Here is a 16931-nt window from a genome sequence, read left to right on the forward strand (position 1 = left end):
CCTCTTTAACTGATTAATCTTTTCCCACATGTAAAATGGCTAAAAACGCTTCTTGTGGTAACTCAACATTACCAACTTGTTTCATACGTTTTTTACCTTCTTTTTGCTTCTGTAAAAGTTTCTTTTTACGGCTAACATCACCGCCATAGCATTTGGCTAAGACGTTTTTACGTAATTGTTTAACCGTTGAACGAGCAATAATATGATTACCAATAGCGGCTTGAATAGCGATATCAAATTGTTGACGAGGAATGAGGTCTTTCATTTTTTCCACTAATTCTCGTCCACGATAAGGTGCATTATCTCTGTGAGTAATTAAGGCTAATGCATCAACACGTTCACCATTAATTAATACATCTAATCGCACCATATCAGCAATTTGGAATCGTTTAAAACTATAATCCAATGAAGCGTAACCGCGAGAAGTAGATTTTAATTTATCAAAAAAGTCTAAAACTACTTCTGTCATTGGAATTTCGTAAGTCAATGCAACTTGATTACCGTGATAAACCATATTAGTTTGCACACCACGTTTCTCAACACATAACGTGATTACATTACCTAAATAGTTCTGTGGAACCAATATATTACATTCGGCAATTGGTTCTCGTAGTTCTTGAATATTGTTTACCGCTGGAAGTTTAGAAGGACTATCAACGTAAATAATTTCATTTGAAGTTGTTAAAACTTCATAAACTACTGTTGGCGCTGTGGTAATAAGATCAAGATTATATTCGCGCTCCAAACGCTCTTGTATGATCTCCATATGTAATAACCCAAGGAAACCACATCGAAAACCAAATCCTAAAGCGCCAGAATTTTCTGGTTCATAAAATAGTGATGCGTCATTTAAACTTAATTTGCCCAATGCATCACGGAAAGCTTCATAATCATCAGAACTTGTTGGAAATAAACCAGCATAAACTTGCGGTTTAACCTTTTTAAAACCAGGTAATGGTTTATCTGCTGGACTTTTAGCTAAAGTTAAAGTATCCCCTACTGGCGCACCTAAAATATCTTTAATGGCACAAACCACCCAGCCAACTTCACCACAATTTAAAGTATCTTTATCAACTTGTTTAGGCGTAAAAATACCAAGACGGTCAACATTATAAGTCATACCGGTGCTCATAACTTTAATTTTATCGCCTTTGTGTAATTCGCCATTTTTGATACGAATTAAAGATACGACCCCTAAATAGTTATCAAACCATGAGTCAATAATAAGTGCTTGTAGTGGTGCATTTGAATCCCCCTCTGGTGGTGGAATATCTTTTACTAATTGCTCCAATACATCCGCCACGCCTACCCCTGTTTTGGCAGAACAACGAACCGCATTACTTGCATCAATACCGACAATATCTTCAATTTCTTCAGCTACACGCTCAGGTTCTGCCGCAGGTAAATCAATTTTATTAAGTACGGGAACAACTTCTAAATTCATATCTAAAGCCGTATAGCAATTTGCAAGAGTTTGAGCTTCAACGCCTTGTCCTGCATCAACAACTAATAGTGCGCCTTCACATGCTGCAAGTGAGCGAGAAACTTCATAAGAAAAGTCTACATGTCCAGGTGTATCGATAAAATTAAGCTGATATGTTTGACCATCATTTGCATGGTAATCTAATGTAACACTTTGCGCTTTAATTGTAATACCACGTTCACGTTCAAGATCCATTGAATCAAGAACTTGCGCTTCCATTTCACGATCAGAAAGCCCTCCACAAATTTGGATAATGCGATCTGAAAGCGTTGATTTACCATGGTCAATATGAGCAATGATTGAAAAATTGCGGATATTTTTATTCATATCAATAAATTATATTTTATGTTTTAGTTATATACTGTTAATTACCCGGAATGTTATTACCAAAAATAACAGGTTAGATAATCACGAAAAATAGAAAAGGCACATTTTACACATTAATAACCGCGAAGCATAGTGTTATCGAAAGTTTTGCGATTATTTCTCAACAATATTTTGGGCAATACGCTCAATAGTAACTTTAGGTAGATTACCAATAATAACAATATTTTTATTATTAATATTTGTCGAAAAAATAGTCCGATCACCTTGCGTAATAAGCTGATTTAGCTGGCTTGATTGTTCCGAAGATACATTAACGGTAAATGAAAAAACACCATCAGAAAACAATTTAGTGGCAATATCAGAATTATAAAAATTAACATTATAGGCCGCAATTTCTTTAAATCCTCTAGGTAACCATGCTAAGCGCCAAACTTCTAATATGTCATTTTGTTTTTCAATTGATAATAAGATAGGATAATTGCGACTGTCTATATATTCTTTAATCTCTTTTGGATCGAATTTTTCGTCTAAATTAACCACTTTTTGTTGACTTATGATTTCACCATTTTGATCAAGCAAGTCAATTCGAAGAGGCAAAAAATTTTCATCATCAATCCAAATAATATAACTATAACGATCTTTGTCTTTAGCAATCATTTTTACTAATTGCGCACTACGATTAGCTGTTCTGGTTTTACCTAATAAAATAAAATCATAAACATCAACCAATTGGTTGAAATCATTATAAATCACATCGGGAAAAGCTTCAGTAATACGTGGACTAGTAATAGAAAAAGAGGCACTATCTGGTTGAAAATAACTCGTTACACCATTGTTCAAAATAATTTCTTTTGCGGGGCCTTCAAGATAAAGCAATTGAGCTTTGATATCATTTTGCTTTTCTGATCCTAAATGAGAATATTCATAAGTGGTAACGTATTGATCTTTATCTTGAGAAAGCAAATGAATTTGGTAAGTATTAGTTTTAACAGCTTTGTGCATACTATTCATCAATAGTAGCGCTTTATCGTTATTTTCCGGATAGACAGATAAAGTAAATAGCATCAAGAACAGAGTAACGATAAATTTTATACTCTGTTTGAGTTTAGATGTATTTAAATAAAATAAACAATTCATAAAATATTAATGAGCATTTAGTCTTTTTTGTAACTCATAATCCTGTACAAGCAATCTAATTTTATCATATTGTCTTTTTTCGAGTAATTGTTGGTCGTTATGTTGTTGGATACCACCAACAGGGGCAACATTGACTCCAACCGGTAAAGTATTCAGTGTTGGAGCGCCATTTATATTATTTGATTGCCCTTGCTGATATTGAACACCAGCAATAATTGCTAACGTAACACAAGCCGCCAATCCAACTTGACTGACTTTTGCCACTGCATCTTTTACTCGATCCCAAAATAGATTTTCAGCTTTTGGTATAGTGACTTCATGTGGGGTTGGCTGATCTGCCATTTCAAAATATAAGTTTTCATCAGCAATAGCCTGAGCAACTTGTTTTGAAATATCTAAAGTTAACGTACTACTGTGCAGCTCACCACGCATAGCGGATCTTACAACATGGTAGCGATGCCAACATGACTGTAAATCTTCATCTTTTGATACAGCATCAATGAAATAATCATCTTTAAGCTCACCATCCATAAGGGATGAAAGTTGCTGTTTCTGTTCTGTTTGCATAGTAGATACCTTAATTTTATAGCTACTTTAAATTAAATGATTTAATCAGTTATTAATGGTTTAATCTTTTCATCAATAATATCACGAGCTCTAAAAATACGTGATCTTACTGTACCAACAGGTGTACTCATAATTTCGGCAATTTCTTCATAACTTAAACCATCAATTTCGCGCAATGTAATGGCAGTTTTTAAATCATCGGGTAATGCTTCAATTGCTTCAAATACCACTTTTCCAACTTCTTTTGAAAGTGCTAAACTTTCTGGATTATCAATATCTCTTAAAGATTCTGCACCGTCATAACTTTCAGCTTCACTTGCATCAATGTCTGATGATGGAGGCCGACGTCCCTGAGAAATTAGATAATTTTTTGCTGTATTAACCGCTATTCTGTACAACCATGTATAAAATATACTTTCACCTTTAAATAGGCTTAAAGATCGGTAAGCCTTAATAAAAGTCTCTTGCACAACATCTGGAACTTCAGAAGCTGAAACGTAGCGAGAAACCAAATGAGCGAGTTTATTTTGATAACGAACAACAAGCAAATTGAACGCATTTTTATCCCCATTTAATACGCGATCAACTAATACTTGGTCTGTTATTTGCTCCCCCATTAAAGGCCAACCCTCACTATGTTAATAACTGCTTGTGGCCCAAAAATGTGCTTACTAACAGTTAGATTGTTAAATTCGTAAAAAGTTCCCATTTATTTTAATAGAAATATAAGTTTTTTTCATATCAAAATACCTTTAAAACATTTTTTACAACAAAGAATATTAATTTTATTGAACTTTTTATAAAATGACTTAACTTTACAGATCAGTTTTAATTCAATAAGTAGATCTCTCGTTCACCAGCATTATTATAAGTAATTTGATAAAATTGCGGTAGATTGAAATTGACAGAACTACTCGTAGTAAAAGTAAATCTATCATCAGATAAAACATAAAAATCATTAATTGCTTTGACCATATTTTCTCTATTGCCGTTACAATTTCGATATATTTCTATTTGATTATGTTCATTTAAAATATAGAGATCAAACCCAATGTCAGTATCTTCGAAAAAGAACTGAATTACACCTTGGTAGGCTACACTGTCTATTTCTTTAGGCAGTTCATTTGTTTCATCTAATATATTTAATGGTCTTCCTTGAGCCTTATTATTAGACACTGCACCGTAAAAATCAATGGTATTTTCAAATTGATGAAGTGAGACACCAAGTCGTTCAAAAAATAGATACCAAGATGCGCCATCAATTCTTAAAGGTTTAACTTGCGTTAAATTATTTATCGTAGAACTTAATCGCAGTTCAATGCAATCATCCATCAACTTTTTTATTTGTTGTCTAATTTGGCTATTTAAACATTGACTGTAACAAAATATTTCCATTGAATTTGGTAAATCAGCATCTTTATGCATTCGGTTAAGTAACGCTTTAATAGCTTCAAGAACACATAATTTACCATTAAAATGTAAAACACGAATTTCATTCCAAGAATTACGGTATAGTAAGTCTATTGATCCAACTAAGCTTAATTCATTTTCACCATAATTTAATACATTCGAATTAAATTCATCTTCTAAGTTTAAATTAGATGTAGGATCGTTTTCGAGATTTAAAATGATGGCTAAGTGACGTATCTCACAGGGTCCATAAAGTTGTTCTTCCGTTGCGGTTGGAACATTAATAGGAAAATATGCTTTTAGATCTTGAATGAATTTGGTTATTTTAGTCTTATCCCGATCTTCACCATTATGATAATAAAACTCTGTTGAGTCATAAATCATATTATTAAAATAACACCAACTAACTAATTTAACCAAATATTTACTATATTCTATATATTGGTGACCAATAATGTCATTTAAAACTGGCTTTTGTTTATACACATACCAACCCGAGCGATTTATTCTATCTTCTTTAACATAAATAAAAGTAAGTGTATCTTCTTGTAAATTATTAGAAATATTGAGTTTTAATGTGGTGATTTTACCAGGCAATACTTCAAAAGAAGCATAAAGTTTACGTGTTAATATCGCTAAGTCTTGTGGGCTAATTAGTGAATCTAAATTATTACGACGACCAAAATTTAGTAAATTGCGATAACCTGTCATCATAGTCTGTAATAATATTTCGTGTATTTCACGAACTTGTTCTATCTTCCAAGTATTACTGGCATCTAATTTAGCAATGAACTCTTTACTCCATCCCCATTGTTTCACTAAATCATCAAGAACTTTTCGACGCCACGATGGCAAGCTAGTTGGAACAGATAATTGTTCATTAACTTTTAGATAAAAACACGTTCTAATCAGTTCTAATCGTGCAAAATCTTCAATTTCAACTAAGTAATGAGTTAACCTTTGCAAAAGCATATAGTACGAATCTAAATAGCAACCTTGATAAATTTCTGCCTTTTGAATGTAACTTCGCATCTCATAAGCGATTGGTTTATTTTCAGGGTAAATCCATGAATAAGCTTCGAGTAATAAAGTTTTCAATACGGCTTTAAATGGCGAATCAATACTTTTATAAAGTTGCCATAAGCTAGCACCAAAATATTCTTCTGCAGATAATCCAGTTAATGAACCAAAATCGATCCATTCATCACGTATGATAATATTCTGTTCAATTAATGCTTGAACACACTTTTCATAAGTCGGATATTTGGTGTTATTGATAGTTAAATCGCTAGGCACTGCAAACCACAATAATAATTTACCTGCCAATAAGTTAGCCGAACGATAAAACTCCTCTAACAATAATATATGTTGTGCCGAACCACAATTTTCACCGATTAAACATTCATGATGTTTATTGATAAAGCGATCTACATCTACAACAAATAAGGTTAATTTAATCCCTAATTCTTTTGCCCATTGCTCAATTAAACGACATTTTTTTTGTAAAGATGACTTTCGATCTGCTGATAAATTATTTTCAATACAAATCCAAATATCCAAATCTGATGCAACTGATTGTCCAATTGAACATGTACTTCCCATTGAATACAGGGCGGAAATGTCAGATTTGACAGTTGTTAATGGAGCAATGAAATTAAAATCATTTTGTAATTGAGTAGAAACAGTTTCAGAAATTTCATAACAAGCAATACCCATAGGCGTATCTTCATTTAGATAGCCTGGAAGTTTAGGATCATGAAAGTGAAAAAGAGCCGGCAGAAACGAAAAAACACGTTGAAATTCTTCTGACATAGCATTCAGAGCACGTTCATGTTTCAATAAAGCAAGATCTTTAAGTTGTTTTTTTATGTTGTTAATATAATATTGCATGGCATTATTCAAGTAAAACACGTGTACTACTAACAAACAATTTCAATCTAACATTTTCTTATTATAACGTAAATAGAACGTTAAATTAAAAACAAAATAAATATTATGATCACATTAGAAAAAATAACGGATATTTTGAGAACAACTAAGCATGCTAAACAAATCAATAATAAAGCCGCAGTGTTAATTCCAATTGTAAAAGTAGATAATCAATTACACTTGTTATTCCAAATTAGATCCCATAAACTCAAATGGCAACCTGGTGATATCTGTTTTCCTGGTGGTAAAGTTGAAATTGAAGATATAAATCCAGAACAAACCGCGAAAAGAGAAACATGTGAAGAACTAGGACTTTCAATTAATGAAATTACTATTTTAGGTCAGTTGCCAAAATTTATTGCCACATTAGGGATGATAATTTATCCATTTGTAGGTAAAATTGATTCTATCGATGATTTAAAGCTAAACTTTGACGAAGTTGAAAGTATTTTTACTGTTCCGCTTGAATGGTTTAAAAACAATCAGCCTTTACATGCTACAATGCAAGTTGGGCATAAACCAGATAATGATTTTCCTTATAACTTATTACCCAATCGTTCAAAAGATTGGCAAAAAAGATCTGAACATTTAGTTTACTTTTATCACTATAATAATTATATTATCTGGGGTCTAACCGCTCAAATAATAAAACAATTCATTAATATTATTCAATATAAGTAATATAATATTAAAAAATTAGCTAACGAATTTAAAAAGTATTTTTACTTAAATCAACGTTCTTCAGTAAGCGTTTATTTTTAACGCAATGTTTCTATAAGTTTCATTTATTACTATATATTTCTTTAGTGAGTATCATTAAATCCAAATAGTTTAAAACAAACAGTTCTTTTATTTCTTAGATAAAAATTTATGGCCAAACGTAATTAATAATAGGTAGATATAGACATAAAAATCTTAAAGTTTGATGGTGTATAAATATCTTTAAATTATGTTTTATATTTGCAAATTAAAAAAAGCGTTAAATATTAACTTTAGTTTTAATAATTTAAAAATGAAGGAAATGATCATGAAACGTTTAAACAAATTATCTATTACTCTTGCTCTTTTATTATCATTACCTGTTGCTAGTGTTTATGCAGCAGATGCTTTAACCTCTCAAGAAGCAAAAAACTTAATTCCACTTAAAGAAATTTCTGTAACGGGTAGATATTTACAAGCTGAAAATGCAGCAGATGATATTTCTCGAGCAGCTGATGAAGCTGGCGCTAAGTATTATCATATTAAAGCAATTGAGAATGCAATGACTAATAACTCAGCCGATAGCGCTGTTGTTTACGCTGATATTTATCAATCTAACCAACCTGTTGCAGTGGAAAAAAAAGAAGTGACACAAAATGGTGTTGTTCTTTATCCACGAGCTAAAGCGCTTTATTATCTTCCATTTGAAGTTATCAAATTTAAAGGTAATTACAATAATACTGCCGAAATAACGAATGATGCGAGTAAATTAGCCGCAGAAAAGAATGCATATGCTTTTTATGTTTTCTCTATTGCGCCTTCTGATATCAAAAATCAGGCACAAGAAGTCGATGTTGCATTATATAAAAAAGATGCAGTAGTAAGAGATTTCATTGTTTCTAAAGCAATAGAAGGTGAGGATGCTTACGAAATCACGAGTGATGCGTTTAAAACAATGACACCTTATGAAACGATTAGTTTTCATGGTTCATTCAACAATACAGCCGAAATCAGCGCTGAGGCTCAAAAATATGCAATTGCTAATGATGCACACTTTTATTATGTGAAAGAAATAACAACAAATCCAGCCAGTACAATACAAACCGTTTATGTAAATTTATATAGATAATAAGTTAATTTTTTATATAACTTTCTACGTGAAATAGCCATTTACCCACGTGGAAAGTTATCTTATTCACTCCTCATTAAAAGTATATCAATTGAATTTAAAATGATATTTTTTGCTAGATATTTTGTGGTCTATTTGTTGACTACTATTTTAATTATTATATAGTTTTTTGATGCTAAAAGCTTCCATATTATACCTCTTTGGTTTTGCCCGAACCATAATTATTAAATGCATACCATTCAAATCTTCTGCTTAATATGTCAAATACAATGATCCACTAAAATTTGTTTAAGTAAATACTATCTGATTTACGATTATCAGGAGTTATAACATTTGGAAATGCATTAATTAGTTTTCATCATCATAATGTTTATACCTCAACTTCTTTAACAAAAGATATAACAACATTAAAGAAAATAAATCGTTCTTTTGAATATGTTTAATTAAATTTTAATAATTATATTAAAAAGAGTTTTTATAATTTCTATTTTAAATCAATGGTAAATTGTTAAAATTAAGTTGATGATATATAATTTTTTGCGTTACCTAATAAATTTATTACAAATATTTTAAAGGATTAAAAAATGTCTAATCAAGTTGTTCCTTATGTCGATAGAGCAGTACAGGTATTAAATAAAATCGGCATTATACTTAAACCTCAAACCGATGCCCCAATTTTAAAATTACTGGATAATGTTACTGAGATTGATAAAAACCGAGTTATGTCGATAGCACGTACTTTGCAACAACAAGGCGCATTTAATGAAGTAGTACGAGATCAAATTGATGGTGTTGAAGTATCACAGCGCTATACCAAAATAGTTAATCATTTTGATAGTATTCGTACTGATATGGAAAAAATGATAGGTTGGCTTGATGATGGTCGATTAGACTTTTTGGAAAGAATCAAAATTGGTTGGATGAAACTTAAACGCGGATCAATTCCAGATCGTTTCAATCTTATCAAATCTACTTACTTAGAAGTATCAAAAGAAACAGGTAATCAGGTCGAACGTGAACGTATTATTTTAAATGCTTATCAGGATTTTAGATTTGGATTAAAACAAGCACAAATTACCGCCGAAGAATTAGTCAATATGGCAACAGCCCGCCTTGAAGATTGTAAAAATAAATTATCATTAGCCATTGCCGATGTAGATAATTTCAATTCTGATGATCATGTTGCTCGAGCACGTTTAGAACTCATTAGAGATGAAGCATTACGTAATGTTCAACAAGAAGATAGTCGTTATCAAATTATTTTGGATTTAGCCAATAATTTAACCGTATCTTATAATTCAGCCGAAGCAGTATTTGCCCGTTTACAACAAACAACTTCAGTAAAAGAACGAGTATATCAACAAAGTGTTAACTTTTTTTCAACGAATGAAATTGTGTTTACTGCTTTAAGTGCTTCAATAACCTCTTTAACTGGTTTAAGTGAAAGTACTAAAACCTTAGAAGCCTTGAAAGATGGTATGAATAAAGGTATTGAAAGTATAGCATCTGCTGGTAATAAACAATTAGATGAAGCTTTACGAGCTGGGTATGGTTCTACTATTAAAGCCGATTCGTTACGTTCTTTAGTTGAAGCGATCGTTAATTATCAAGAATCAAGCCAACAGCTAATTAGCGAATTACGAAATGAATCAATTGAAAATGCAAAAGAAATAGATCGTATTGTTGAAGATGGAAAACAACGCTTTAACAATATTATTCTAAAGGTTAATAGTTAATGTCGGAAATTAAGCTTAGTGAACAATTAGGAGCGATGGCAATAATTGATGAGCTTTATCAAAAACAGCAATTATTACTTGAGCATCTTGATCGCAATGTTTTGCGGGATAAATTGAAAGAAAACATAAAAAATTACTATCAAACCAAAGGACAATTTATTGATGATAGTCTTATAGAAAAAGGAATTAATCTTTGGTTTGATAAACGTTTGCGGTTTAATGTACCTAAACGTAATTGGTTTATGCATTTTCTTGCTTTATGTTATATTAAAAGAAACATTGTATTTTCTATTATATATATTATTTTATTCGTTTTAACGTTAATTAACTTTGCAGAAGTAACGATTACAAAAAAAATAAAAAGTAATATTGATAGTACTTATAACCATATTTTATCCGCAAAAAGTAGTTTAAATGATTTAAATAGAAAATTTCTTGAAATTGATAAGCATTCTGTCAATTTTGCCCAAGTTCCAATAAAAAAATTAAAAAACTCAATTATTGATCTGCTTAACCAAGATAATATTTCTTCTATAGTAAAACCTGGGGCAGATCTATCTTCAATAGCGCAAAAAGATAAAGATATACTTAAATATTTAAAAGAGACTGACTACTCAATCAAAACTAAATTATCCGAAGTCACTTCGCAAATAACACAATTGCAAGAATTAATTGAAACGGATAAGAAATTAACTAAATTAATCCAAAATCAAGAATTTACTGATGCTAGTAAAAAATACCCTATTTTACAAAATATTGTCGATTCTATTATTGATAGCCTTAATCAAGGTCAAACAAATATCGATACTAATCGGATTGAAACACTTTATTCTTCAATTGAACGTGCAGAATTTCTTGAAAAGAAAATTGAGTCTGATACGAAACAGTTACTAGAATTAAGCGTACCTAAATCAGATATGGATCCCATTATTGCGCTTCAAACTTCATTACTTGCTGATTTAAAAGATTTAAATTTTGAAAATGTTGAAAATTATCAAACAATGATGGCTTACTACATTAAACTAGCACAAACTAATTTAATGTTGACCATCGTTGACCATCCAGATCATAAATCTGGGGTTGAACGCACACATGAGAATACTAATGGTAAATCTTGGTATTTAATTGTCCAAGCATTAACATCAACTGGTAAGCCAACATCAATATGGGTAAAAAGCATCGAAACCGGTGAAACCAAATTAGTAGAGATGTTTGGTCAACAAGTTACCTTAAAAGCATTTAATGCCGTTAAAGAGGATAAAATAAATGATGGGCATATTGATAATAATAAACTTTGTGCTAAACCAAAAGGACGTTTAACGTTTAACTGTCCAAATTCAGTTAAATCAGGCAGGATTTTAGAGTGGTAAACCATGCAGACAAGAACAATTGAAAGCACCATTAATCAAAAAGCTCGGACAACTAAGGCTTCTTTGGACTCAGCCAATCAAGAATTACATGATACACATGAAAAATTACTTGATTTAAAGACTCAACAAGCAAATATTTATAATAAAATTGCGACTATCTATTTATTAGAATCACCTGAAAATAACGATATTAAAATACAAAAAATTATTGACCAGTTACAAAATGTTTTAAAGCAATTAAAAAGCAAATCTTACAGTTTAGACAAAAAAATTGATAAGCAGCAGATAAAATTAACAGAAATTTTGATAAGATTAGATGAACTTACAACCGAAAAAACGCTACAACTTGAGAAAGATCCCGATTATCTATCGCTATTTGATCGCTTTACTATCGAAAAAGAACGCTTTGATAAAGAAACTGAAAACTTTGAAGCGTCTCAAAGCGAGTTTTCAGAAAAACTTGTTCAATATAACGAAAATCGGTATTTTAATTATTTAATTAAGCGGAACTATGGTGAAAATAATTACAAAGCTTTTTGGATCTTAAAAAACCTAGATGCATGGTTAGCAAGATTTGTTAATTTTTCTCCAAATTACAAAAATTATAAATTAATCAATTCATTACTAAATGAATCAAAATTACGTTACGAAAATCAAACAAGATCTTATGAATTAGCATTAAAACAAAAAGAACAGAAAGAACATAGTGTTGAAACTGTTTTGAAAATACCAGCGATAAGAGTTGAATTAGCAGAAATTGAGCAAGATTTAGCGAATCTAGAGCAAGAAAAACAAGAAAATTATAATGTTTTAAATGAAACACAAACAGGAAAAAGCCTCGAGTTTAAAAGACTCTCTTTGCAACTTGCTGAGTTTTTAAAACATAAGTCTTTTGATAGACTTCAGCAGCTAACCTTACAAACAAAAACTAAAGGAGATGATATATTACTTAAAAAGCTCTATGAAATAGAGAAACAGATAAAGCAATCTGAGAATCATATTGTTCATCTTCGTAATACAACTTCAGATTTAATGAAAACCTATGAGCGTTTTAATGAAACACTTGATCTTTTTAAGGAATACAATATTTCCAGTTTTTTATATGAATATAGGATATCTTCGTATAATCTGAATGAACTATTAAATAAATTATTAAACAATGATGTTTTTCCAATTACCATTGTTGAGACACTACTTAGCTATAGAGTACGAATAAAAATCGAAAGAAGAACTTCGGTACATCAAAGCAGTATCGGATCATTATTGAGCTATTCATCAAAATCATCTTCTTGGGGGTCTTCATACCGTAGTAGTTCTTCATCCAGTAGTAGTTCATCATCAAGTCGCGGTAGTTACTCATCAAGTTCATCGTCAGGTGGTGGAGGATATAAAACGACAGACAGTTTTTAAATCTAGGTATGAGCTTTTTTATAATATATTCATTATTCACGTTCTATCGTGGATAATGATTAATTTTACAAATCTCTGTTTTGTCGGCAATTTATATACTATTTGCATATAAATTACTTATTAGAAATACATAAATCAATATGAAAATAATACTGATTACTTAATACTTATCTATATTCGATTTGGGTCATATTATTTGATTACTTATACTATATTTTGGTTTTATACGCATCTAACATTTTTCCACTAGGTTACTAATTTATTCTGACTTGATAATTAATATAGTACTTCTGTTAAATAATTATAGAAAAATTGCGATATAAAAGTTCTATAATAACGACAAATAGATTTTATCTAATCAATCATAAATTCTATAGGAATTTGAGCTAATTTTTTACTTGTGTAGGAACAAAGACTTTTAATTATTCTTTTCTAACGCTTAGATTTCACACTAATTGAGCCTAAATTTATTTTGAGATTACCATTTTTCGATCTTTAATTTTTTCATTATTGAGTATCTGATGGCATTCTACAGCCTATTGATATTTTATTTCACCATAAATGAAAGACATCACTTTATGGTCAAAAAATTCAACATTACCAAGAAAATTATGTTTTATCGACTATTGGAATTAAACTAACAATGTTCAAGGTGTTTTTAATTTCAAAGTAGATAAACATAGACTTTATACAACTATTTTTAGTTTAGTTATCTTAACCCAACACTGTAACGATTAAGTTAATACAAGCTTTTTGACTAAATGGAATTAGGTAATCATAATTTATATTATTAACCATACATTAGTAATAAATGTTCATAAATATAAATTGCATTTAAAAGGAGAAGAACAAGGATAATCAATATCAAATCAATGTATCTGTTAGAGCAACTAAATAGTTACAAAAAAATATGAATTAATGCTATTTATGGACTCAAATAATATTGTGAAAGAGTTGACCAAATATAAGAAAGGAATGCATATTTATGGCTGGGGTACAAGGATTCGAACCTTGGAATGGCGGAATCAGAATCCGCTGCCTTACCGCTTGGCTATACCCCATTATAAAAAAATATATGGTACGGGTAGTGAGATTTGAACTCGCACACCTTTCGGAACTAGAATCTGAATCTAGCGCGTCTACCAATTCCGCCATACCCGTATTGAACTATTGATAAAATAGTATATATCAGATTTAAAAATTTTAATATATTATACAGGATAAAATGGCTGGGGTACCAGGATTCGAACCTGGGCATGGCGGGATCAAAACCCGCTGCCTTACCGCTTGGCTATACCCCAATAAAAGATAATTATTAAGATTAAATGGTACGGATGAAGAGGCTTGAACTCACAACCTTGCGGCGCCAGAACTTAAATCTGGGCATCTACCAATTTCGCCACACCCGTATAAATAATCAATAAAGAGGTATAAACCTAAAAAATTAAACGGACTAAAGCATCTTAAAAAATTACGCAGAATGGAATGGCTGGGGTACCAGGATTCGAACCTGGGCATGGCGGGATCAAAACCCGCTGCCTTACCGCTTGGCTATACCCCAATAAAGGATTAATATTAAGATTAAATGGTGCGGGTGGAGAGACTTGAACTCACACACCTTGCGGCGCCAGAACCTAAATCTGGTGCGTCTACCAATTTCGCCACACCCGCACTGAATACTTCCGGTAAAAGTACTACCTAATCTTAATGGTGGCTACGACGGGATTCGAACCTGTGACCCCATCATTATGAGTGATGTGCTCTAACCAGCTGAGCTACGTAGCCATCTCATTCGCAACGTCATAACCAACACTGCGAGGCGCATTATGCTTAAGTTCCGGCAAATCGTCAACACTTTTTTTTAGATATTTTGAAAAAAAGTTACGATCGATTAAGATGCAATCAAATCCGGTTTAATAACAATTCAATTCGCCTTTTTTGTAGTTCAATTTGAATTTCTTTTCCAGTAAACCCATCGGAAATAATTTTTTGCACATTAACACTATTAGCTAGTTTATAAGCATTTTCTAAATATTGTGCTTGAGGAAAGGATGCAGTTTTAGCTAAAGCCTCGCTTGCCATAATCAATTGAGAAAGATGTTGTGGATTACGCCATACATCAATTTTATTTAGTAAACAGATAATTTGTTCAGCTGTGAGTGTTTGCACAGACAGGACATCTTTATAGTATTGCTTAACCATTATGGCAAGCTTAGTATAATTATTGGGTGATTTGACTTTGCTACATAAATCTTCAACTGCATGCCTAGTAGATAATTGCGAACAAAGAACACTAAAACGGATGGTTAAATCGTTAGTTAATGAAACAGAGTGTTTTAAAGCATCAATAACCGTATCGGATAAGACTAATGATGGAAACAATATAGCAAGTGCCCCACATTGTTCCAAAACTTGAAAATAGATTTGAGGATCTAAAGTAAATAAGGCTTTTTCAGTCTCTTTCCAAACACGTTCTGGGGTTAGATAACTAATTTCTCCAGCTAAAACCATATCTTTCATAAGATTCATTGTTTCTGTTGCAACAACAAAACCTAATTGATGATAACGTGCAGCAAAACGCGCGACTCGCAAAACTCGTAAAGGGTCTTCACGGAAAGCTGGCGAGACATGGCGTAACAGCTTACGTTTGATATCTTCAACGCCATGGTAAGGATCAATAATATTATTTTCTTCATCCATAGCAATAGCATTGATGGTAAGATCTCGTCGGATAAGATCTTGTTCTAAAGTAATGTCTTTACTGAAATCACAAATAAATCCAGTATAGCCATTACCTGCTTTGCGTTCTGTCCTCGCTAACGCATATTCTTCTTTTGTAACTGGATGTAAAAATACAGGGAAATCTTTACCGACCTGTTGATAGCCTAAAGATAATAATTCCTCAGGCGTTGCTCCAACAACAACCCAATCACGGTCCGCGCTCAGTAATCCTAACAATCTATCCCGAACACCCCCTCCAACTAGATAGATTTGAGACATTAACGCATCCAACGATCTTTTTTACGACGAGGCATTATCATTGGTAAAATTAGACCTAATACTAGACCTCCACCAGCAACAAGACCGCCATAAGTAAACCATGTAAGAATAAGATCGAGTCGTTTATCATCAACTTGATTTAACATCGAATCTATTTGAGTTCTCTGCTGTTTGACTTGTTTATCAAGATCGGCATTTTTATTTTGAAGAGTTTCAATTAATTCTTCTGCAGATTGCAATTTTTGCTCATATTCATTTACGATTTTTCGTTGATTTTCATCAACATTATTCACTTTATCTTGATATTCGGCTAATTTTGCTTCTAACTCGGGAAGGCGTTCTCGATAACTTGGCTCATCATTAAGTTTATTGGTCTCAATCCACCCTATCTTACCATTACTAATTTGGATTCTTGTGTATTTACCATCGTCACTTTTTTCAAGAGAAGTCACTTTTTGACCAGTTTTAACCGCGCCAGAGAAACCATAATTAGCACTAGGACCACGACGTAAGTAGATATCTATATCATCTGTCACATATTTATCTGCAGCATTAGCATTAAACACAAAACCAAGAAAAGAAATTATAATAATATTATGTTTTTTCATCATATTTAACTCAATCCATCCATTTTTTAACCATAATAACATAAAAAAATAACTTTTCGCACATTCATTTCACAATATATGTTTCTACAAAATAACTAGCAACACAAAAAATGAAATCGATTACAT

12 protein-coding genes and 7 tRNA genes are annotated in these 16931 nt (G+C 31.6%); 5 read left to right on the forward strand and 14 right to left on the reverse strand.

All coding sequences use genetic code 11. The features are described from left to right. Positions 1 to 13 precede the first annotated feature (13 nt). The 5 genes from lepA to H3S88_RS04155 form a co-directional block, all read right to left on the reverse strand. A complete protein-coding gene (gene lepA / locus H3S88_RS04135; RefSeq protein ID WP_065738724.1) occupies positions 14 to 1810 on the reverse strand; it encodes a translation elongation factor 4 in 1797 nt (598 codons plus the stop codon). Between the two features lie 153 nt (positions 1811 to 1963). Continuing rightward, entirely contained in the window at positions 1964 to 2821 is an 858-nt protein-coding gene (locus tag H3S88_RS04140) for a MucB/RseB C-terminal domain-containing protein (RefSeq protein ID WP_232354026.1), read from the reverse strand. Positions 2822 to 2953: 132 nt separating this feature from the next. Next, positions 2954 to 3514, reverse strand: coding sequence for an RseA family anti-sigma factor (locus H3S88_RS04145; protein WP_086326228.1), 561 nt, complete (start codon positions 3512 to 3514; stop codon positions 2954 to 2956). 41 nt (positions 3515 to 3555) lie between these two features. Further along, entirely contained in the window at positions 3556 to 4131 is a 576-nt protein-coding gene (gene rpoE / locus H3S88_RS04150) for an RNA polymerase sigma factor RpoE (RefSeq protein ID WP_086309220.1), read from the reverse strand. Positions 4132 to 4342: 211 nt separating this feature from the next. Beyond that, a complete protein-coding gene (locus H3S88_RS04155) occupies positions 4343 to 6835 on the reverse strand; it encodes a class I adenylate cyclase (RefSeq protein ID WP_143422867.1) in 2493 nt (830 codons plus the stop codon). 84 nt (positions 6836 to 6919) lie between these two features. On the opposite strand from H3S88_RS04155, the gene H3S88_RS04160 reads away from it, so the two are divergent. From H3S88_RS04160 to H3S88_RS04180, 5 genes are all read left to right on the forward strand, one after another. After that, entirely contained in the window at positions 6920 to 7534 is a 615-nt protein-coding gene (locus H3S88_RS04160; RefSeq protein ID WP_086327434.1) for a CoA pyrophosphatase, read from the forward strand. A 346-nt stretch (positions 7535 to 7880) separates the two neighbouring features. After that, complete coding sequence (locus H3S88_RS04165; RefSeq protein WP_172398387.1) at positions 7881 to 8681, forward strand: YdgH/BhsA/McbA-like domain containing protein; 801 nt, start codon at positions 7881 to 7883, stop codon at positions 8679 to 8681. Between the two features lie 584 nt (positions 8682 to 9265). Next, positions 9266 to 10417, forward strand: a complete 1152-nt coding sequence (locus H3S88_RS04170; protein ID WP_039129465.1) for a hypothetical protein — start codon at positions 9266 to 9268, stop codon at positions 10415 to 10417. Continuing rightward, entirely contained in the window at positions 10417 to 11787 is a 1371-nt protein-coding gene (locus tag H3S88_RS04175; RefSeq protein ID WP_144091556.1) for a DUF6384 family protein, read from the forward strand. The genes H3S88_RS04170 and H3S88_RS04175 overlap by 1 nt, the downstream gene beginning before the upstream one ends. A 3-nt stretch (positions 11788 to 11790) precedes the next feature. Next, positions 11791 to 13197 (forward strand): hypothetical protein, encoded by a 1407-nt coding sequence (locus H3S88_RS04180; protein ID WP_198227072.1) that lies wholly within the window; start codon positions 11791 to 11793, stop codon positions 13195 to 13197. 986 nt (positions 13198 to 14183) lie between these two features. Here the strand turns inward: H3S88_RS04180 and H3S88_RS04185 are convergent. From H3S88_RS04185 to H3S88_RS04225, 9 genes are all read right to left on the reverse strand, one after another. Continuing rightward, a tRNA-Gln gene (locus H3S88_RS04185) sits at positions 14184 to 14258 on the reverse strand. Between the two features lie 15 nt (positions 14259 to 14273). After that, a tRNA-Leu gene (locus H3S88_RS04190) sits at positions 14274 to 14358 on the reverse strand. Positions 14359 to 14423: 65 nt separating this feature from the next. Then, a tRNA-Gln gene (locus H3S88_RS04195) sits at positions 14424 to 14498 on the reverse strand. 25 nt (positions 14499 to 14523) lie between these two features. Further along, positions 14524 to 14606, reverse strand: a tRNA-Leu gene (locus H3S88_RS04200). A 77-nt stretch (positions 14607 to 14683) separates the two neighbouring features. Beyond that, a tRNA-Gln gene (locus H3S88_RS04205) sits at positions 14684 to 14758 on the reverse strand. Positions 14759 to 14783: 25 nt separating this feature from the next. Next, positions 14784 to 14868: transfer RNA gene (locus H3S88_RS04210), tRNA-Leu, on the reverse strand. A 37-nt stretch (positions 14869 to 14905) separates the two neighbouring features. Next, a tRNA-Met gene (locus H3S88_RS04215) sits at positions 14906 to 14982 on the reverse strand. A gap of 117 nt (positions 14983 to 15099) precedes the next feature. After that, a complete protein-coding gene (locus H3S88_RS04220) occupies positions 15100 to 16197 on the reverse strand; it encodes a multifunctional CCA tRNA nucleotidyl transferase/2'3'-cyclic phosphodiesterase/2'nucleotidase/phosphatase (protein WP_198227070.1) in 1098 nt (365 codons plus the stop codon). Further along, a complete protein-coding gene (locus H3S88_RS04225) occupies positions 16197 to 16847 on the reverse strand; it encodes a TIGR04211 family SH3 domain-containing protein (protein ID WP_086308160.1) in 651 nt (216 codons plus the stop codon). The genes H3S88_RS04220 and H3S88_RS04225 overlap by 1 nt, the downstream gene beginning before the upstream one ends. Positions 16848 to 16931 lie beyond the last annotated feature (84 nt).

This window comes from Gilliamella sp. B14448G11 (assembly GCF_016101765.1).
GTDB lineage: Bacteria > Pseudomonadota > Gammaproteobacteria > Enterobacterales > Orbaceae > Gilliamella > Gilliamella apicola_N.

What these genes read in the sequence shown, in the direction of transcription:
- H3S88_RS04180 (WP_198227072.1), top strand. Translation starts at nt 11,791, where the DNA reads ATGCAGACAAGAACAATTGAAAGCACCATTAATCAAAAAGCTCGGACA.
- H3S88_RS04140 (WP_232354026.1), bottom strand. Translation starts at nt 2,821, where the DNA reads ATGAATAGTATGCACAAAGCTGTTAAAACTAATACTTACCAAATTCAT.
- rpoE (WP_086309220.1), bottom strand. Translation starts at nt 4,131, where the DNA reads ATGGGGGAGCAAATAACAGACCAAGTATTAGTTGATCGCGTATTAAAT.
- H3S88_RS04165 (WP_172398387.1), top strand. Translation starts at nt 7,881, where the DNA reads ATGAAACGTTTAAACAAATTATCTATTACTCTTGCTCTTTTATTATCA.
- H3S88_RS04175 (WP_144091556.1), top strand. Translation starts at nt 10,417, where the DNA reads ATGTCGGAAATTAAGCTTAGTGAACAATTAGGAGCGATGGCAATAATT.
- H3S88_RS04170 (WP_039129465.1), top strand. Translation starts at nt 9,266, where the DNA reads ATGTCTAATCAAGTTGTTCCTTATGTCGATAGAGCAGTACAGGTATTA.
- H3S88_RS04220 (WP_198227070.1), bottom strand. Translation starts at nt 16,197, where the DNA reads ATGTCTCAAATCTATCTAGTTGGAGGGGGTGTTCGGGATAGATTGTTA.
- H3S88_RS04160 (WP_086327434.1), top strand. Translation starts at nt 6,920, where the DNA reads ATGATCACATTAGAAAAAATAACGGATATTTTGAGAACAACTAAGCAT.
- H3S88_RS04145 (WP_086326228.1), bottom strand. Translation starts at nt 3,514, where the DNA reads ATGCAAACAGAACAGAAACAGCAACTTTCATCCCTTATGGATGGTGAG.
- H3S88_RS04225 (WP_086308160.1), bottom strand. Translation starts at nt 16,847, where the DNA reads ATGTTATTATGGTTAAAAAATGGATGGATTGAGTTAAATATGATGAAA.
- lepA (WP_065738724.1), bottom strand. Translation starts at nt 1,810, where the DNA reads ATGAATAAAAATATCCGCAATTTTTCAATCATTGCTCATATTGACCAT.